Source organism: Dyella silvae (assembly GCF_026421305.1).
GTDB classification, from domain to species: domain Bacteria; phylum Pseudomonadota; class Gammaproteobacteria; order Xanthomonadales; family Rhodanobacteraceae; genus Dyella; species Dyella silvae.
In genome coordinates, this window is sequence record NZ_JAPJBQ010000001.1 from 857454 (window position 1) to 875061 (window position 17608).

General features: G+C 62.5%; 16 protein-coding genes. 2 read left to right on the forward strand and 14 right to left on the reverse strand.

All coding sequences use genetic code 11. The features are described from left to right. Positions 1-34 precede the first annotated feature (34 nt). Positions 35-790, forward strand: coding sequence for a response regulator (locus tag OQE56_RS03940; RefSeq protein WP_267221735.1), 756 nt, complete (start codon positions 35-37; stop codon positions 788-790). A gap of 16 nt (positions 791-806) precedes the next feature. On the opposite strand, the gene recO is transcribed toward OQE56_RS03940, so the two are convergent. From recO to OQE56_RS03995, 11 genes are all read right to left on the reverse strand, one after another. Continuing rightward, positions 807-1520, reverse strand: a complete 714-nt coding sequence (recO, locus tag OQE56_RS03945; protein WP_267221737.1) for a DNA repair protein RecO — start codon at positions 1518-1520, stop codon at positions 807-809. Positions 1521-1636: 116 nt separating this feature from the next. Next, positions 1637-2578: a GTPase Era gene (gene era / locus OQE56_RS03950; protein WP_267221739.1), complete on the reverse strand. Its 942-nt coding sequence runs from the start codon at positions 2576-2578 to the stop codon at positions 1637-1639. Then, positions 2575-3231 (reverse strand): ribonuclease III, encoded by a 657-nt coding sequence (rnc, locus tag OQE56_RS03955; protein ID WP_267221741.1) that lies wholly within the window; start codon positions 3229-3231, stop codon positions 2575-2577. Before rnc ends, era begins: the two co-directional genes overlap by 4 nt. Before the next feature lie 15 nt (positions 3232-3246). Continuing rightward, complete coding sequence (locus OQE56_RS03960; RefSeq protein WP_267221743.1) at positions 3247-3627, reverse strand: DUF4845 domain-containing protein; 381 nt, start codon at positions 3625-3627, stop codon at positions 3247-3249. A 143-nt stretch (positions 3628-3770) separates the two neighbouring features. Next, positions 3771-4673: a signal peptidase I gene (gene lepB, locus OQE56_RS03965; RefSeq protein ID WP_267221744.1), complete on the reverse strand. Its 903-nt coding sequence runs from the start codon at positions 4671-4673 to the stop codon at positions 3771-3773. Positions 4674-4723: 50 nt separating this feature from the next. Next, positions 4724-6514, reverse strand: a complete 1791-nt coding sequence (lepA, locus tag OQE56_RS03970; RefSeq protein WP_267221746.1) for a translation elongation factor 4 — start codon at positions 6512-6514, stop codon at positions 4724-4726. 236 nt (positions 6515-6750) lie between these two features. After that, positions 6751-8238, reverse strand: coding sequence for a Do family serine endopeptidase (locus OQE56_RS03975; RefSeq protein ID WP_267221749.1), 1488 nt, complete (start codon positions 8236-8238; stop codon positions 6751-6753). A gap of 125 nt (positions 8239-8363) precedes the next feature. After that, positions 8364-9014 carry a sigma-E factor negative regulatory protein gene (locus OQE56_RS03980; RefSeq protein ID WP_267221751.1) on the reverse strand — a complete coding sequence of 217 codons (651 nt, stop codon included), beginning with the start codon at positions 9012-9014 and terminating at the stop codon, positions 8364-8366. Then, the gene (gene rpoE / locus OQE56_RS03985; protein WP_267221753.1) at positions 9011-9607 is read right to left on the reverse strand and encodes an RNA polymerase sigma factor RpoE; all 597 of its coding nucleotides are present in this window, start codon (positions 9605-9607) and stop codon (positions 9011-9013) included. The genes OQE56_RS03980 and rpoE overlap by 4 nt, the downstream gene beginning before the upstream one ends. A gap of 283 nt (positions 9608-9890) precedes the next feature. Continuing rightward, on the reverse strand, positions 9891-12452 hold the full coding sequence (locus tag OQE56_RS03990; RefSeq protein ID WP_267221755.1) for a putative bifunctional diguanylate cyclase/phosphodiesterase: 2562 nt from the start codon (positions 12450-12452) through the stop codon (positions 9891-9893). 1 nt (position 12453) lies between these two features. Then, the gene (locus tag OQE56_RS03995) at positions 12454-12948 is read right to left on the reverse strand and encodes a hypothetical protein (protein WP_267221758.1); all 495 of its coding nucleotides are present in this window, start codon (positions 12946-12948) and stop codon (positions 12454-12456) included. Between the two features lie 202 nt (positions 12949-13150). Here OQE56_RS03995 and OQE56_RS04000 point away from each other — a divergent pair, with 202 nt between their 5' ends. Continuing rightward, positions 13151-15250 carry a 3-hydroxyacyl-CoA dehydrogenase NAD-binding domain-containing protein gene (locus tag OQE56_RS04000; RefSeq protein WP_267221901.1) on the forward strand — a complete coding sequence of 700 codons (2100 nt, stop codon included), beginning with the start codon at positions 13151-13153 and terminating at the stop codon, positions 15248-15250. 78 nt (positions 15251-15328) lie between these two features. On the opposite strand, the gene OQE56_RS04005 is transcribed toward OQE56_RS04000, so the two are convergent. The 3 genes from OQE56_RS04005 to OQE56_RS04015 are packed head-to-tail and all read right to left on the reverse strand — an operon-like array spanning position 15329 to position 17526. Further along, a complete protein-coding gene (locus tag OQE56_RS04005) occupies positions 15329-15925 on the reverse strand; it encodes a DUF2058 domain-containing protein (protein ID WP_267221759.1) in 597 nt (198 codons plus the stop codon). A gap of 42 nt (positions 15926-15967) precedes the next feature. Further along, a complete protein-coding gene (locus tag OQE56_RS04010) occupies positions 15968-16186 on the reverse strand; it encodes a SlyX family protein (protein ID WP_425601590.1) in 219 nt (72 codons plus the stop codon). Between the two features lie 2 nt (positions 16187-16188). Beyond that, the gene (locus OQE56_RS04015; protein ID WP_267221763.1) at positions 16189-17526 is read right to left on the reverse strand and encodes a UDP-glucose dehydrogenase family protein; all 1338 of its coding nucleotides are present in this window, start codon (positions 17524-17526) and stop codon (positions 16189-16191) included. Between the last annotated feature and the right edge of the window lie 82 nt (positions 17527-17608).

Genomic DNA, 17608 nt, shown 5'->3' on the forward strand with positions numbered 1-17608 from the left:
TCTGCCAAAAACAGCTGAACGACACGGACTAGTCATGTTCAACACGCTTCCTGGCGACCCTTCGCAGGCTCCTGCCGCACCCGAAACCGTCCGCGCCCTCGTGGCGGATGATGACGCCAGCAGCCGTCTTTTCCTTGTGGAGGCCTTGCGGGGCCTGGGTCTGGAGGCCCGGGCCTGCAACGATGGCCAGGCTGCTATCGCCTTGGCTCACGACGAAGCGTTCGACCTGCTGCTGCTGGATTGCCGGATGCCCGGCGCCGGTGCCGAAGAAGTGCTTGCCGCGTTGAGGCGGGATCCCGAGGCGCTCTCCAGTGACTGCACGGCCGTAGCCACCAGTGCCGAGATGGATGCCTCGGAGCGACAGCGCCTGCTGGCGGCCGAGTTCAGCGAAGTGCTGCAGAAGCCCTGCAACGTTGCCGATCTGCGCCGCATCCTGACCCTGGTCCAGGCAGGTGCCGGCGCGATGCCTCTACTGGATGACGCGCAGGCCTTGGCGACCATGGGTGATTCGGATGTAGTGAAGGCCATGCGCACGCTGTTGCGTGCCGAACTGGTAGGCCTTTATCAGGATCTGGACGCGCTGCGGGAAGACACCGAAGCCCTTGCCGGACGCCTGCACCGACTGCGCTCTTCCTGCGGATTCTGTGGCGCGACCGCCTTGGGCACCCAGGCCACCGTGCTGCAACGCCATCTCAAGCTCGGTCACTCGGGATCGATGGCGCCACTGTCGCGCTTCCGCCGTTCGCTACTGGCCACGATCGAGGCACTCGAATCCAGCGGCGCGGCCTGAGCCACATCCCCGTCCGCTAACGCTGTCGCGACAACGCCACGCCCAGCACCTGCCAGGCACGCAACTCGCCGCCGCCCAGATGATGCCGAATCACTTCGCGCATCATCACCCGTAGCGCTGACAGGCCCACCGCATCGGGTTGCCGGTCCTCGGAAAGTGCAAGCAGATCATCGCCTCGCAGCGCATGTGGCGTGCCGGGACGGCAAGGCGAAGGCCCCTCTTCCACCAAGTAGCGATACAGCTGGCCAGGCTCCACCGGTTCGCCGGATTCACCTTCGAACTCGAGTTGCAGGCCATAGCCAATGGCGTCCAGCAGATCACGCTCAAAACGCCGCAAGGTCCACGCCAACGGCTCGGTACTGGCCAGGCGCGGTAGCGTTCGTGCGTAGGCATCGAACAAGGCGGGATGCGGGTCCTGGCGCCCGGTCAGTCGTACGGCCAGCTCATTGAGATAAAGCCCGGCGAGGCCGGCATCGCCCAACAGACGCAATGGCGCACTCGTGCTCTCGGCACCCAGCAGGGTCGCGAGCTCTCCCCGCAACAACATATCGAGGGCCAGCGGCTGGAAGGGCTCCAGCTGAGCTCGCTGCAGGCGCGCGCGCTCGCGCCGCACGCCCCGCGCCACCACACCGATGCGGCCGTAGTCACGTGTCAGGCATTCGAGCAGCATGGATGTTTCGCGGTAAGGCCGCGAATGCAGGACGTAGGCCGGCTGCTGCTCGATGCGCATGAGGTGGTTACGATCGAGTACTGCGGAGCAGACGAAGAGTCAGTGCCAGCGTGCGGTCATCGCCACACCCGAGACGACGATGTGCGCCAGCCCCCTCGCCGTCCATGCCACGCCTCTCAGTCCGTGTAGCCGAACTTCTTGAGCATCGTCTCATCGTCCACCCAGCCTTCGCGCACCTTCACCCACAGGCGCAGGAACACTTTGCGTTCAAAGGTGCGCTCCATGTGCCGGCGCGCGGCCGTGCCAATAGCCTTGAGCTGCGCACCGCCGTTGCCGATCACAATAGCCTTCTGGCCATCGCGCTCGACCCAGATCACGGCATGGATCTCGGCAACACCATCGGGTCGATCCGTGAACTGCTCGATCTCCACCGTGGTGGCGTACGGCAGCTCCTGATCCAGACGCAGCATCAGCTGCTCGCGGACCATCTCGGCTGCGAGGAAACGCTCGCTGCGGTCGGTGATTTCATCTTCACCGTAAACTGGCGGCTGCACCGGCAGGCGATTGAGAATGCCCAGCTCCAGCTCCTTGAGCCCCTTCTGCTTCAGCGCGCTGATGTAGAAAACCGCATCAAAACTGTGACTTGCCATCAACTCGGCCACGAATGGCAGCATGGCCGACTTTTCCTTGGCCAGGTCGACCTTGTTGATCACCAGCAGCCGCGGCACCTTCTGTTCTACCAGCGCGTCGTAAAGCGCCTGATCTTCATCCGTCCAGCGACCGGCTTCGATCACCTGCACAACCAGATCCACCTCGCTGATCGCCGAGCGGGCAGCACGGTTAAGGCTGCGGTTCATGGCGCGCTTGGCGCCACGATGGAGGCCAGGCGTATCCACGTACATGATCTGCCCGGCTTCGCTGGTGGCAATGCCCAGAATGCGGTGGCGGGTGGTTTGCGGACGCGGGCTGACGATGGACAGCCGAAAGCCGATCAGCGCATTGAGCAGCGTGGATTTGCCCACGTTGGGGCGCCCCGCCAATGCCACGGTGCCGCAACGGAAGTCGTCGTGGGGAAGTTCGGCGGGTGCGCCGAGGTCGAGTTCGTCGTTGTCGTTCATGAGTTCAGTTCCTGCAATCGACGCAGCACGCTTTCGGCGGCGTCTTGTTCAGCGGCACGGCGACTGCCGCCGCGACCCTCAGCCCGGATCTTTGCGGGCTCGGCGATTTCGCAGGAGACGTCAAAGGTCTTGGCGTGATCCTCGCCGTGGCTGTCGATCAGATCGTACTGCGGCAGGGGCCATCCGCGCCCCTGCAATAATTCCTGCAAGCGGGTCTTGGCGTCCTTCGACGAGCGCGGGATCGCCGCCACCAGCGGTTCGAACAGCGCACGCACCACGGTGCGGCATGCGTCAAAACCAGCATCGAGATAGACCGCAGCCACCATGGCTTCAAACGCGTCAGCCAGGATGGACTCGCGACGAAAACCGCCGCTCTTCAGTTCGCCGGAACCAAGCTTGAGTTCGTCGCCAAGCTCCAGCTCACGGGCAATGACCGCAAGAGCCTGGCCGTTGACCAGCTGCGCTCGCAATCGGGAAAGCTCACCCTCACTGGCATTCGGGTGAGCCTCATACAGAAGCTCGGCCACAACCAAGCCCAGCAGTGCATCGCCCAGGAACTCCATTCGCTCGTTGTTCGGCTTCCCAGCGCTGCGATGGGTAAGCGCCAGCTGCGCGAGCGCGGGATCACGAAAACTATAGGCGAGCTTGGTCAAATCCTGGGCCTGCGCTTAACCGCTGACATTACCTTGCAGAGCCACACTTTTCTCGAAATGCAGCAGAAAATCGATGTTGTACATAAAGGGAATACGCTTGTCATAGCTGACCATCAGTTCCGCAGCGTTATCGGCGCGCTTGAGTGTAATGTCTTTGGGCTTGATGGTCGCGTCAGCTACGTACTGAAAATCGAGCTTATATATGAGATCACGACGCAGACTATCCAATGATCGTCCTTCTGCGCCGCCGCTGGCCACCTGATTCATAGCCTTGTTAACGCCCATAAACTCAACATATGCAGGAACCAGCTTCATGGCCATAAAACCGAAGAAGCTAGCGACGACCAATACGAACATAAACCCAATTAGGGTGATACCTGTCTGCTTCGATTTCATAGTCCCCTCGCTATGCCACACGTTGCGATTTCCGGCTGACTGGCCATGCGCCACCGACGCGCCCCGGCAGCCCGGTCGGCGCATCCATTGTCGCCGGTAGCTGCCCCAACGTCACTGGCAGACAGCCTATGGCCATCACGCTTTTAATGGATGACCGTGCCCATGCGATGGAACGCAACGCCCGAGCCAGTCCAGCTCAGCCAGATCAGGAAGGCCTTGCCCGCCAGATTCTGCTCCGGCAGACAGCCCCACCAGCGGCTATCCGTGCTGTTGTAACGGTTGTCGCCCATGGCCAGATAGCAACCCTGCGGCACCACCAGCGGCACGTGCGGGTTAGGCAGCGGCGGCGGCACCGCGTAGTTGGGCATGCGGGCCGCCAGATGGTTGACCACGCCGCCCTGACCGTTGGGCAGGTGCTCGTTCCACACCGTGGCGCCCATCTCCAGCATCAGGCGGGACTCCGCGCGCTTGGGGTCGCCCTCATAGGGACCGATCAGATCAGCAGCCACCGGCTCGCCGTTAACCACCAACTGGTCCCCATGCATTTCCACGCGATCGCCGGGCATGCCCACGATGCGCTTGATCCAGTTCTGGCTGGGCACCGGCGCATGCGGGTCGGCGCAGCTCTGGTCGCCACTGCGAACCAGCTTGCCGCCGTCTTCGCACAGATAACCGGGGAAGCGGAACACGATCACATCTCCGCGCTTGGGCTCGCCCAGGCTAAGAAACTTGTTGTTGAACGCCGGCATGCGCAGGCCGTAGGCGAACTTGTTGACCAGGATGAAGTCGCCCACGTCCAGCGTCGGCATCATCGAGCCGGAGGGGATGCGAAACGGTTCTGCCACAAACGAGCGCAGCAGCAATACCACCAGCACTACCGGAAACAGCGAACGGGACCAGTCCACCAGCACCGGCTCGCGCTCTTCCGCGCCCGCTGCCTCGGCCCTGGCCTTGCGCTTCTTGTGGAAGAACAGGCGGTCCAGGCCCCACACCACGCCGAACAGCACGGTGAGGCCAAGCAGAATCGCCGAAAAGTCGAAATCCATGCCCTACTCCAAGGTTGCTCGACGAGGGGAACGCCGAATCCACAGGTTTATTATTTGTCCACCTTCAATACGGCAAGGAAGGCTTCCTGTGGGATCTCCACGCGGCCGACCTGCTTCATGCGCTTTTTGCCTTCTTTCTGCTTCTCGAGCAATTTCTTCTTTCGGCTGACGTCACCGCCATAGCACTTGGCCAGTACGTTCTTGCGCAGCGCCTTGACCGTGGAGCGGGCGACGATCTGGGCACCGATGGCGGCCTGGATGGCCACGTCGAACTGCTGGCGGGGGATCAGGTCTTTCATGCGCTCGACCAGGTCGCGGCCACGACGCTCGGCATGGACGCGGTGCACGATCAGGCTCAGTGCGTCGACGCGATCGCCATTGATGAGCACATCCACGCGCACGAACGGGCCGGCCTCGAAGCGCTCGAAGTGGTAATCCATCGAGGCATAACCGCGCGACACCGACTTCAGGCGATCAAAGAAGTCCAGCACCACCTCGGCCAGCGGCATTTCGTACGTGATCTGCACCTGGGTCGCCAGATACTGAATGGAGCGCTGTACGCCGCGCTTCTCTTCGCACAACGTGATGATGTTGCCGATGTAATCAGCCGGCGTGAGGATGCTCGCCACGATGATCGGCTCGCGGATCTCCTCAATGAGATTCGCAGCCGGCAGCTTGGCTGGGTTGTCCAGCATCATCATCGAACCGTCGCTCTTCACCACTTCGTAGACGACGGTAGGCGCGGTGGTGATGAGGTCGAGGTCGTACTCGCGCTCCAGGCGCTCCTGCACGATCTCCATGTGGAGCATGCCGAGGAAGCCGCAACGGAAACCGAAGCCCATGGCCTCGGAGCTTTCCGGCTCAAAGAACAGCGCTGCATCATTGAGGCGAAGCTTGTCGAGCGCTTCGCGCAAAGCGGGATAGTCGTCAGCCGACACCGGGAACAAGCCGGCGAACACGCGTGGCTGCATGGTCTGGAAACCTGACAGCGGCTTCGCGGCCGGCTTGCCGGCCAGCGTCAGCGTGTCACCCACTGGTGCGCCATGCACGTCCTTGATCGACGCGGTAATCCAGCCCACCTCGCCCGGCGAGAGCTTGTCGAGCTTCTTGCGTTTGGGCGTGAACACACCCACTTCGCTCACTTCGTGCGCACGACCGGTCGACATCACCAACAGCTTGTCGCCCGGCTTGATCTCGCCCTGCACGACGCGCACCAGCGACACAACGCCCAGGTAGTTGTCGAACCAGGAGTCAATGATCAATGCCTGCAGGCGATCCGTGTCGCCTACTTTCGGTGGCGGGATGCGCGCCACAATGGCTTCCAGCACCTCGATCACGTTCTGGCCGGTCTTGGCGCTAACTGCCACGGCGTCGGTGGCATCAATGCCAATCACGGCTTCGATCTCGCCCTTCACCTTTTCCGGATCAGCGGTGGGCAGATCGATCTTGTTGAGGACCGGCACCACTTCCAGGCCCATTTCCACCGCGGTGTAGCAGTTGGCAACGGACTGTGCTTCCACACCCTGGGCTGCATCCACCACCAGCAGCGCCCCTTCACACGCGGCTAGCGAGCGACTCACCTCATAGGAGAAGTCGACGTGCCCCGGGGTGTCGATGAAATTCAGCTGGTAGGTTTTGCCGTCGCGTGACTTGTAAGGCAGCGACACCGACTGCGCCTTGATCGTGATGCCGCGCTCGCGCTCGATCGGATTGTTGTCGAGCACCTGCGCCTCCATCTCGCGTTCGGTCAGTCCACCGCAGATCTGGATGATGCGGTCGGCCAGTGTCGACTTGCCGTGATCGATGTGGGCGATGATGGAGAAGTTTCGGATCAGTTCCATGGAGCACGCTAGCTGCGTTTACTGCCTTGCGCGGTGCGCGGGCAGCGTATCGCCGGGGTTGGCAATACGAACCCGGCATTATCGCATGGAACGCTCGGTTGTCGGGCATCGCCGGAAGTTGCCAGCGCTCCCGCCACCATGCCCCGGGACGATGGTGGCCCAAGCGCCCATCGTCCCGAGGCCGTTGACGGCTGAAAAGACCTGTCGCGGCGCTGCCACGCCGCGCCCTGGGCTCCTCAGTCGTCCTTACCACCCGGCACGGTCAGTCCAATGAAGCCGCTCTGATTGCCGTGCCGTACGAGCAGCAGCACCGTATCGCCCGGCTTGGCGTCCTTGGTCGCCTCGCGGAACGCCGTGGCACTGCCCACCTTTTGCTGATTCACCATCAGGATCACATCGCCCGGCTGCAGGCCCGCGCGAGCGGCCGCCGCGCCAGTGACGTTATTGATGCCCACCCCCTCGCCAGCCTTCAGGCCCAGCTGCTGGCGATCGCCAGCGTCCAGGTCTTGCACGGCGAGGCCGAGTGCGCTGGAGCCGCTGGCAGCCGCTGCCTTGCCGGTATCAACCGAGGCCAGCACGGCACTCTTGTCGCGGGGCATCTCGCCGACATTGACGTTCACATCCTGCTTCTTGCCATCGCGAAGGATCTGCAAGGTCGCTTTGGTACCCGGCGTGGTCTGACCAACCAGCGGCGGCAGATCGGTGGACGAATTGATGCTCTGACCGTTGTAGGCAAGGATGATGTCACCCGCGTGCAGACCGGCCTTCTCCGCCGGGCCGCCCTTGGTCACTTCGGCTACCGCCGCACCGGATGCGTTGTCCAGCTTGAACGCCTTCACCATGGCATCGCTGATTGGCTGCACCATCACGCCGAGCTGGCCACGCGAAACGTAGCCCTTCTCCTTGATTTGCTTGACCACATTCATGGCCACGTCAATCGGAATGGAGAACGCCACACCCTGGTATCCCCCGGTGTTGGAGTAGATCTGCGAGTTGACGCCGACCACCCGGCCTTGCAGGTCGAACAACGGACCACCCGAATTACCGCGATTGATCGGCACGTCGGTCTGGATAAACGAGGTGTAGGGCTGATCCTGGCTACCCAGGTTGCGCCCGACCGCACTGACGATGCCTTGCGTCACGGTGTAGTCAAAACCAAATGGCGAGCCGATCGCCAACACCCACTGACCCGGCTTCAGCGCGCGCGAGTCACCGATGGTGACGGCCGGCAAACTGCCCTTGGCGTCCACCTTCAGCAATGCAATGTCGTATTGCGGGTCGCTGCCCACGACCTTGGCCGTCAACGTGCGATGGTCCTGCAGACGCACGGTGACCGTGTCCGCGCCATCCACCACATGGTTGTTGGTGAGGACATAGCCGTCCCCGGAAATAACGAAGCCCGACCCCAGCGAGGTGCGCTGCTGCTCCTCCGGTGAAGGCACCATGGGCATGCCGAAAAAGCGGCGGAACAGCTCCGCCGACGGATCATCACTATCATCGGGCATGTCCGGCATGCCGCGCGCTGCAGCACGTCCCTTGGTCTGCTTCTTGCCGCTGTACTTGGCCTCGACATGCACCACCGCCGGCGCGTTCTTCTGCACGATGCCGGTGAAATCGGGCAAGCCGGATACGGCGGGCGCAGCATTCTGTGCCTGTACACCGCCAGCCAACACCAGGCTCATCAGGACGGCGCACGACAGCGTGCGCAAAACGAGTCGATTCATGCATTCCTCCATGGGTACGTCAGGCGCATCCATACAAGCCCGCGACGCGGACTTGCATGAATGATTGGCAAGGGAAACAGATCAGGCAATAAAGCAAGCCGCGGGAATAGACACACGGCTACGCGTCACTGAGCGTTGGCGGGGGCCTGTGCAGCTTGCTGCTGTTCGGGGTGAATCAACAACAGATAACTGCCGTCGCCATTGTTCACGGGATACCGCGCCACACGATAAGGGGTCAGACTGTTGCGCGAATACAGCAGCGTGCTGTTGTCGCCCTCCAGCGTCGCGGATGCCTGCTGGCTCAGCTTGTAGGGAGAGTCGGCATACGCATTGACCCACGGCGGCGCCACCGCCGGCACATCCTGGTGGGCCGCCACCTGGATGCCGCTACCAGGCGTCGCCGCAACGGAGGTTGCAGAGGCCACCTGAGGCCCAGCACGATCCGCGCTCGGTCCTGCGGGCTGAGCCACCATGAGGGCAGCGACCGCCACGCTGGCGGCAATAGCGCCACCCGCCGACCAGTGCAGCCAGTGCCGGCGTTTGCCATGAGCCACCGCGCCTTCCTGCTCGATCGCCTGCATCACGCGGGCAGCGAAGCCCTCTGAGGCCTGCGGCGGAAGCTGGCGACGCAAGCCATCACGGGCTACGTGATAGCGCGACCAGGCCTCCTGCAGCGAGACATCGTGGTCGAGCCGGCGCATCAGGAAGCGCAGCTCTTCCTTCGACAGCTCGCCGTCCATGCCTGCAGAAAGGTTTTCGCGTTGGGTATCTGTCATGGGGTTTTGTCCTCGCGGTCGGACAACAGTGGCCGCAGTTTCTCATCGATAGCTTCGCGCGCCCGAAAAATACGTGAACGTACCGTACCGATCGGACAGCCCATCGCCTCAGCGATTTCCTCATAGCTGAGGCCGTCCACTTCACGCAAGGTGATCGCGGTCCGCAATTCCTCAGGCAGCGATTGGACAGTGGAAAATACGGTTTGTTCAATTTCTTGCCGCATGAGTTCGCGCTCGGGGGTGGCGCTCTCCTGCATACGATCTGCCCCGGGTATAAATGCGGCATCGTCAATGGCGATGTCGTCCGCCGGCGGGCGGCGCCCCATCGCCACCAGATGGTTCTTGGCGGTATTCACGGCAATTTTGTACAGCCAAGTATAGAAAGCACTTTCGCCACGGAACGAGCCAATCGCCCTCCATGCCCTGATAAAGGCCTCCTGGGCAATGTCTTCACACTCGCTGTGGTTCTTCACATAACGGGAAACCAGCCCCACGACCTTGTGCTGGTACTTGCGCACCAGCAGGTCAAAGGCCCGCTTGTCCCCTTGTTGGACGCGCTCGACCAGCGCACTGTCCAGTTCGTTTTCGCCCATCCGGGCCATCTCCTTCGTCGATGCTGCCACGCGCCTCGGGATGCCTAAGGATGTGAGCGGATTGCTCAGACAAGAACAATGCCTCCTAGTTCAGCATGACGGCTTGCGTTTACCAACCCCAGTTGGGGAGTGCGCCTAATGGCGACACTATCAAGGGAAAACGCACGAATGCGAAAGAGGCGCACCGCCCCTTGCCAAGCCGCTTACTGCCCCCTGGGCGCAGCCAACGGGCGCATCAGGCGCCCTTCACCAGAAGTATGGGGGCCATATGGGCCCATGCAAGTCAGGCGGCTGTCCCGCTGACGCCACTCAGCATGCGCTGGCGCTCCTGCAGCAACTTTTCGAAGGCCGGCTGTGGTAGAGGACGGCAGAACAGGTAGCCCTGCAACTCATCACACTGATTGTTACGCAGGAACTCCATATGGGGTTCGGTCTCCACACCCTCGGCCACCACCCCACGATTCAGTCGATGAGCCATTTCGATGGTCGCTCGAACGATGGCTTCGTCATCCGGATCAACGCCGATGTTGCGCACGAAGCTCTGGTCAATCTTGATGCGGTCGGCCGGCAGCTTGCGCAAATAGTCCAGCGACGCGGCGCCCGTACCGAAGTCGTCGATAGCGATGCGGCAACCCAACCGGTGCAGGCCCTGAAGGTTCTCCACCAGATTGGGGGCAGCCTTGATGCTGATGCTCTCGGTCACCTCCATTTCCAGCAGATTGGCATCCAGTCCGCTCTCGTCGAGCGCCGAGGCGACGATCTCCAGCAGGTTGGGCTGCATCAACTGCACCGCCGACAGGTTGACACCCAGGCGCAGGCCCAGCCCGAAGCGGCGCTCCCATTCCTGGGCATGGCGGCACGCGGTACGCAGCACCCATTCGCCGATGGAGACAATCAGCCCCGTTTCCTCAGCCAGAGGAATAAAGAACCCGGGCCCGATAAAGCCAAGCTCGGGATGCTCCCAGCGCACCAATGCCTCCATGCCGACGATGTCCTCTGTCACCGCGTCGACCTGCGGCTGATAGAACACACGCAGCTCGCCTTTGTGTTCGGCGTGGCGCAGGCCGGATTTCAGGGCGAGGTTTTGCTGTTGCGACTGATCGGCCCGTCCTTCAAAGATCTGGTAGTTGTTGCGCCCCAGGCTCTTTGCCGCATACATCGCTTCATCGGCGTGCTTGAGCAGGGTCTCGGCATCGGGCGCGTCGTCGGGGAAGAAGCTCACGCCGATGGATGCAGTGACCTGCAGCTCGGTGCCGTCGTCGATGCGCAACGGTGCGCCCATGACTTGCACGATCTTCTCGGCGATCCGCAGCACGTCTTCGTTCTTGACGATGTGGCGCAGGATCACCACGAATTCGTCGCCCGCATAGCGAGCCACGGTGTCCGAAGCGCGCACGGTGCCGCGCAGCCGTTGCGTGGTGGTGAGCAGTACCTGATCGCCTACCGCATGACCCAGGGTGTCATTAATGGTCTTGAAGCGATCCAGGTCGACAAACAGCAGTGCAAACGATTCGCCCGTGCGGTTGGCCTCGCGGATCACCGTATCCAGGCGATCGTTGAACAGCAGGCGGTTGGGCAACCCCGTGAGTGCGTCAAGCAAACCTTCCGCGCGACCCTGCTCGCGAGTGTGGCGCAGTTCGAGGGCATGGGCAAAACGCGATGCCGCACAACGCAGCACTGGCTGCACGATATCCAGCGACGGCAGCGGCTGACGCGTTCCGATCAACAATGCGCCAAGCACGGTGCGCCGCTCATCCTGTAGCGGCCAACCGGCGAAACCGGCCAGCCCAAGCTGTGCAAGCAAGGGATCCATCGGCGCCAGCCGGGCGGCATCCGCCTGATGCAACATGGCCTGCCCCGAAAGCACCAGGCGCAACGAACTTTGCAGGTGGGGTCCTGGCCACAGCTGCTCGTCACCGCGCCAATACTGCACCAACTGAATCGGCGAACCGGCTTCGTCTGGCCGTGATGACCACACAGCCACGTAGTCCAGCCCCATCTCTTCGTAGAGCATGCGAGCCGCGGCCGCCATACCTTCATCGCCGCTGCCCGAGCCGAACATACGCGCAAGCAGGCCGAGGGCGATCTCCGCACGCACGCCGGCGCGATCGCTACGGAAGACAAGTGCCACGGCATCACGGCCGGCGTGGCGCACGGCACGCGCACTCGCCTCGCCGCTATCCACGCCGCGCACTGAGCGACGCCGCCCGGGATACCAGCGACGCGCACCCTCAGCGATCACCTGCTCAACACTGACGTCGGCAAAGCTGAGAATTTCCTGCAACGGACGGCCACGTAACTCGTGATCACCCAAGCCGCTGTTACGCGCCAGCGTCGGGCTGTACTCGACCACGCGCCCGCGAGCCGGGTCGACGATCAACCATTCCCGCTCGGCTTCCTCAAACGCAAAGCGATAGTCGCTCTCTCCCGGTACCACGAGTTCGCCCGCAGTCGCGCCGGGGCGTGCCGCGACGCGCTGCATGCGTTGCCAGCGTGGCAGTAGCTCGTGTTCGATCTGCGAACCGTATAACCAGTCGGCAATGCCTGCAGGCAGCACGTTGGGCTTCAGTACGGCCGTATCGTCCAGTACGGCAATGACCGGCGCGACTGCGCAAGCCGGCAAGCTACGCAGCACCTCCATGCCGGCCATCGCCTCGCGGCCATCGCCATCAAACACCATGATGATCAGCGCCAGCGGCGGCCTGCCCTCCAGCAGGATGCCCGCATGAGTGGCATCGCGGGCGGAATGCACCACGAAATGCCCATCGCGCTCAAACGTATCGAACAAGGCCCGGCGCAGCTCACGCTGTGCCGCCACGACGAGAATGCCAGCAGGACTTGCCATGTCAGAGCATCCACCGGCCGTCGCGAAGACGTGGGCGCTGCGCAGGCTTGGGCTGGCAGCTCAAACGTACGAGCACGTCGTTGAAGCTGGTCAGCAGGGCATCCGGTGGATCGAGCATCACCACGCGACGAACATGACCCGCCGTGGCCCGTGCCAGCTGCCTCAGCAGGGTGGCATCAGCCATGGGTAAAGGCGCCGGCAAACGCTGCAGCAGGTACACGCCGAAATGATTGCTCTGCAACATATAACGCAGCGCAATATTCAGACGCTGCGAGCCAGGCAGCCCAATGTGCTCCTCGCGAAGGTTGCCAAGCCCCCCTTCCGGGGTCCACAGATAGACCGCCTGACCACTACGCCGGACCAGGGGGCGGAGTTGCCCGACCAGGCCCACTTCCTCGCCTCCCTCGAGCGCAAGCAAATTGCTGCGCGCAGCCAGGATGCGCTCCAGGATCTCGGCGCCAGCCTGGCTGGCGGGGGACGCGATAGGGGTACTCATTCGGGCTTAAATTACGTGGTTCGGGTGCGTTCGCCTAGGGAGAAGGCAAGCCTCGCCGGAATCCGCGCCGCATTTCATGCGGCAGCGCACAGGACGCGGTTTTACGGGACATTCATGGTTGGGCGGAACATACGCGCCCGTCTCGCAATCCTCGCTACGGAAAGGTATGGTGCGAAGCTTCCCGGTCACCATCTTTATCCCCATGTTCGAAGGATTGCGCTTCAATCATTGGAAGACGAGCCTGGATGACAGCGGCATCGTCACCCTCTCCCTCGATCGTGCCGGCAGCCATGTCAACGCGATTTCTCGCGAAGTGCTGGACGAACTCGGCCAGATCGTCGAGCGACTGGCCATCGAAAAGCCGGCTGGCGTGCTCATCCATTCCGCCAAGCCATTTGGTTTTGCGGTGGGCGCGGATATCAAGGAATTCGTCACCTACGCCCAGCAGGGCACGGTGCTGGAAAACATCGAGAACGGCCAGCGCGTCTATGAATCGCTGGCCCGGTTGCCCTGCCCCACGGTGGCGGCCATCCATGGCGCCTGCATGGGTGGCGGTACCGAGCTGATCCTGGCCTGCCGCCAACGTATTGCGGCGGACGACGACAAGACCCGTATCGGCCTGCCGGAAGTGATGCTCGGCATCCACCCAGGCTGGGGCGGCACGGCCCGCTTGCCGCGCCTGATCGGTGCCACCGACGCCCTGCCGGTGATGCTCACCGGCAAATCTCTGTCTGCCAAACGTGCCTTGTCGCTGGGTGTCGTCGATCGCCTGGCGCCACTGGCGGAACTGCTGGCAGAAGCCCGCGCCTTGTTGCGCCGCCCCTACGTCCGCCCCTTCGCCCTGCGCGCCAAGGCATGGGCCACCAATACCTGGGCGGCTCGTCAGATCCTTGCCCCGATGGTCATCAAGCAGACCGCCGCCAAAGTCCGCAAGGAGCACTACCCGGCGCCGTTTGCACTCATCGACGTGTGGAAGCGTGGCGGCGCAAGCATTCAGCAGCGACTGAAACTCGAGGCCCGCTCGGTCGCCAAGCTGGCGGAGACATCGACAGCGCAGAACCTGATCCGCATCTTCTTCCTGCAGGAACGCCTCAAGGGCCAGGGCAGCGGCATCGAGCACGGCATCAAACACGTCCATGTGGTCGGCGCTGGCGTGATGGGCGGCGACATCGCCGCCTGGGCCGCTTTCAAGGGCTTTGAGGTCACGCTGCAGGACCGTGAGATGAAGTTCATCCAGCCTGCGCTGGATCGCGCACGCCAGCTCTACGAAAAGAAGCTCAAGACGGCTGAAAAAGTGGAAGCTACCGCGCGCCGGTTGCGCGCCGATGTCGAAGGCAAAGGCGTTGCCACCGCAGACCTCGCCATCGAAGCCATCTTCGAGAATGCGGACGCGAAGAAAGCGCTGTATGCGTCCATGGAACCGCAGTTCCAGTCCGCTGAATTGCTGGCCACCAACACCTCCAGCATTCCGCTGGATGAATTGCGCGTGGGCCTGAAGGCGCCACAGCGCTTCCTTGGCCTGCACTTCTTCAACCCCGTCGCTCAAATGCCTCTGGTGGAAGTGGTGCGCCATGACCAGCTCGATGCCGAGGCGGAGAAGCGCGCACTCGCCTTCTGCAAGGCCATCGGCAAGTTGCCGGTGGCGGTCAAGGGCACGCCCGGCTTCCTGGTCAACCGCATTTTGATGCCGTATCTGCTGGAAGCCATGCGCCTGTACAGCGAAGGCGTACCGGGTCCCGTACTCGACAAGGAAGCCAAGAAATTCGGCATGCCGATGGGGCCGATTGAACTTGCCGACACGGTGGGCCTGGATGTCTGCGCCTCTGTCGGCAAGGAACTCGCCCCCTTCCTCGGCCTCGAGTTGCCGCCAGGACTGGAAGACAAACTTGCAGCCGGCAAGCGCGGCAAGAAGGACGGTCAAGGCATTTACGTCTGGCAGGACGGCAAGCCACAGAAGCCCGAGGTGGATCCGGATTACGCCGTGCCGGCTGACCTGCAGGACCGCATGATCCTTCCCATGGTCAACGAGGCCGTGGCTTGCCTCGCCGACGGCGTGGTGGATGATGCCGACCTGCTCGACGCGGGCGTGATCTTCGGTACCGGTTTCGCCCCGTTCCGTGGCGGCCCGATCCAGTACACGCGCAGTGAAGGCGCCACCGTGATCAAGGGCAAACTGGAGCGTCTCGCCCAACGCTATGGCGAACGATTCGCGCCGAAGAATGGCTGGGATCTGCCGACGCTCACCAAGACCGGTTTCGAGCTACCTGCCGACACGACGCAAGACGCTGCTGTCGAAGCCTGATCATCGTCGAGATGGCCTAAGAAAACGCCCGGCTGAAGCCGGGCGTTTTTTGTTCACGCTATCGAGCAATGAGCGACGTCACCACATCAAATCATCCGGCACGCCATCTTCGCCGACGCCGCCTTCGCTACCGGGCTCGACCAGCAAGGCCAGCTGGTGCACATCGATCGCTTTCACCTGCTCGGCAATCTCGCGCGTCACCAGCAAATAGCGGCCTTGCTGCTGTACGACACCGAGTTCGCCCGCATTGAGCGCGACCAGTTGGTCGGCGTCCACATGGATGCGACGGATCTTGCCGCCGTATTCAAAATGGCGCACTTGATCGACGTCGGCCTTGTTGAGCGTCTTGCCTTCCAGCAATTGCTGGATCTTCAATTTCCGCTCGCGCCGCAGGCGCGCTTCCTCAGCCGCGGCCTGCTCGGCCCGTTTGCGTTCGTTCGCTTCGGTCTGAGCGCGAATGGCATAAGCCTTGGCCAGGTCAATGTCTTCCTGGCTCTTGCCGCCCGGCGGCTTGCCCTGAGGCCGGTGCTGCCCGGGCTTGCCACCCTTTGATGGCGAACCGCCATGGCGCTGCTGGGGCGGCTTGCCACCTTGCGGCGGTGCCTGACGCTTTTCTTCGCGGACCTGTTTGACGATGCCGCTCTTGAGCAGCTGATCGCGCAGGGATTCGGCCATGATGAAAACTCGCTTGCGTGGTACGGGTACGAAGGGTAGCTATCAATAGTGCGGCGGCGGGGGCTCGCTATGGGGATCATGCCCCTGCGAAACCCGCATGGAGGACAGCTCGTTACGCAGGTCGCGAATGATCCGCTCAAGCGTCGCGATGCGTACCGACTGCTCGGCATCCGCAGAGGCCAGCGCATTCACCGTGTCGTCGATGAAAGTCAGCCGTACCTCAAGTTCGGTCAAGCGCTGCTGTAGCGATTCGTCAGCCATGCTCATTGCCTCAGGCTGCGTCCGCGGCCGATGCCGTAATACGCCAAGCCGGCTTCTTCGACCACCGCGGGGTCGTAAAGATTTCGGCCGTCAAAAATGGCGGGACTGCCGAGCATCGCGCGAACACGTGCAAAATCAGGGCTGCGGAAGGCCTTCCACTCGGTGACGATAGCGAGCACGTCTGCGCCTTCCAATGCCTGATAGGCGCTGTCGCAGAGAACCAGGTCGCCGCGGTCGCCATAGATGCGATGCGTTTCCTTGCGCGCCTCAGGATCAAAGGCACGCACCGTCGCGCCAGCGTTCCACAGCGCCTCCATCAAATTGCGGCTGGACGCCTCACGCATATCGTCCGTGTTTGGCTTGAACGCCAAACCCCACAACGCGATGGTTTTGCCCGCCAGCTTGCCGTCGAAATGACGCAAGATCAGCTCGAACAGCTTAGTCTTCTGATCGTGATTTACGGCCTCAACCGCGCCCAGCAGGCGCGCGTCGTAACCCACGCCACGTGCCGTGCGCTCCAGCGCCTGCACATCCTTCGGGAAGCAGGAGCCGCCATAGCCAGCGCCCGGATAAATGAAGTGGTAGCCGATACGCGGATCGGAACCGATGCCCTGGCGCACCAACTCCACGTCGGCACCCACTAGTTCGGCGATATTGGCGATTTCATTCATGAAGCTGATCTTGGTGGCCAGCATCGCATTGGCCGCGTACTTGGTCAGCTCGGCAGAGCGCTCATCCATCACCACCGTGCGGTCGTGATTGCGGTTGAACGGTGCATACAACTTGCGCAACACGCCGACTGCGCGCTCACTCGAGCTGCCGATGATGATGCGATCCGGGCGCAGACAGTCTTCCACTGCATCGCCTTCTTTGAGGAACTCGGGATTGGAGACGACATCGAACTCCACCGACACACCACGCTTGGTCAGTTCCTCAGCAATCGCAGCGCGAACACGATCCGCCGTACCCACCGGCACGGTCGACTTGTTGACCACCACGGTATAGCGATCCATGTACTGACCCACCGTGCGAGCTACGCCCAGCACATACTTCAGGTCGGCACTGCCATCTTCGTCCGGCGGCGTGCCTACGGCGATAAACACCACCTGGCCATGCTCGATTCCCGGGGCCGCATCCGTAGTGAAGTCCAGCTGCCCGCTCGCATGATTGCGCTTGACTATGGGCTCAAGACCGGGCTCATAGATGGGAATCTCGCCCTGCTTGAGGCGCTCCACCTTGCCCGCGTCGATATCGACACAGACCACGTGATTGCCCATTTCGGCAAGGCAGGCCCCGGTGACCAATCCCACATAGCCGGTGCCAAAAATGGTGACCTTCATTGTCGCGAGAACTCCCGGAAACAAGGTCGCAGATTCTAGCAGGCTGTACGTGACGCTATGCCTGACTGATATCAGCGAAATG

Excerpts from the sequence above, each read along its gene's own strand:
- OQE56_RS03940 (WP_267221735.1), top strand. The coding sequence starts at position 35 with ATGTTCAACACGCTTCCTGGCGACCCTTCGCAGGCTCCTGCCGCACCC.
- recO (WP_267221737.1), bottom strand. The coding sequence starts at position 1,520 with ATGCGCATCGAGCAGCAGCCGGCCTACGTCCTGCATTCGCGGCCTTAC.
- era (WP_267221739.1), bottom strand. The coding sequence starts at position 2,578 with ATGAACGACAACGACGAACTCGACCTCGGCGCACCCGCCGAACTTCCC.
- OQE56_RS03960 (WP_267221743.1), bottom strand. The coding sequence starts at position 3,627 with ATGAAATCGAAGCAGACAGGTATCACCCTAATTGGGTTTATGTTCGTA.
- lepB (WP_267221744.1), bottom strand. The coding sequence starts at position 4,673 with ATGGATTTCGACTTTTCGGCGATTCTGCTTGGCCTCACCGTGCTGTTC.
- lepA (WP_267221746.1), bottom strand. The coding sequence starts at position 6,514 with ATGGAACTGATCCGAAACTTCTCCATCATCGCCCACATCGATCACGGC.
- OQE56_RS03975 (WP_267221749.1), bottom strand. The coding sequence starts at position 8,238 with ATGAATCGACTCGTTTTGCGCACGCTGTCGTGCGCCGTCCTGATGAGC.
- OQE56_RS03980 (WP_267221751.1), bottom strand. The coding sequence starts at position 9,014 with ATGACAGATACCCAACGCGAAAACCTTTCTGCAGGCATGGACGGCGAG.
- rpoE (WP_267221753.1), bottom strand. The coding sequence starts at position 9,607 with ATGGGCGAAAACGAACTGGACAGTGCGCTGGTCGAGCGCGTCCAACAA.
- OQE56_RS03990 (WP_267221755.1), bottom strand. The coding sequence starts at position 12,452 with ATGGCAAGTCCTGCTGGCATTCTCGTCGTGGCGGCACAGCGTGAGCTG.
- OQE56_RS03995 (WP_267221758.1), bottom strand. The coding sequence starts at position 12,948 with ATGAGTACCCCTATCGCGTCCCCCGCCAGCCAGGCTGGCGCCGAGATC.
- OQE56_RS04000 (WP_267221901.1), top strand. The coding sequence starts at position 13,151 with ATGTTCGAAGGATTGCGCTTCAATCATTGGAAGACGAGCCTGGATGAC.
- OQE56_RS04005 (WP_267221759.1), bottom strand. The coding sequence starts at position 15,925 with ATGGCCGAATCCCTGCGCGATCAGCTGCTCAAGAGCGGCATCGTCAAA.
- OQE56_RS04010 (WP_425601590.1), bottom strand. The coding sequence starts at position 16,186 with ATGGCTGACGAATCGCTACAGCAGCGCTTGACCGAACTTGAGGTACGG.
- OQE56_RS04015 (WP_267221763.1), bottom strand. The coding sequence starts at position 17,526 with ATGAAGGTCACCATTTTTGGCACCGGCTATGTGGGATTGGTCACCGGG.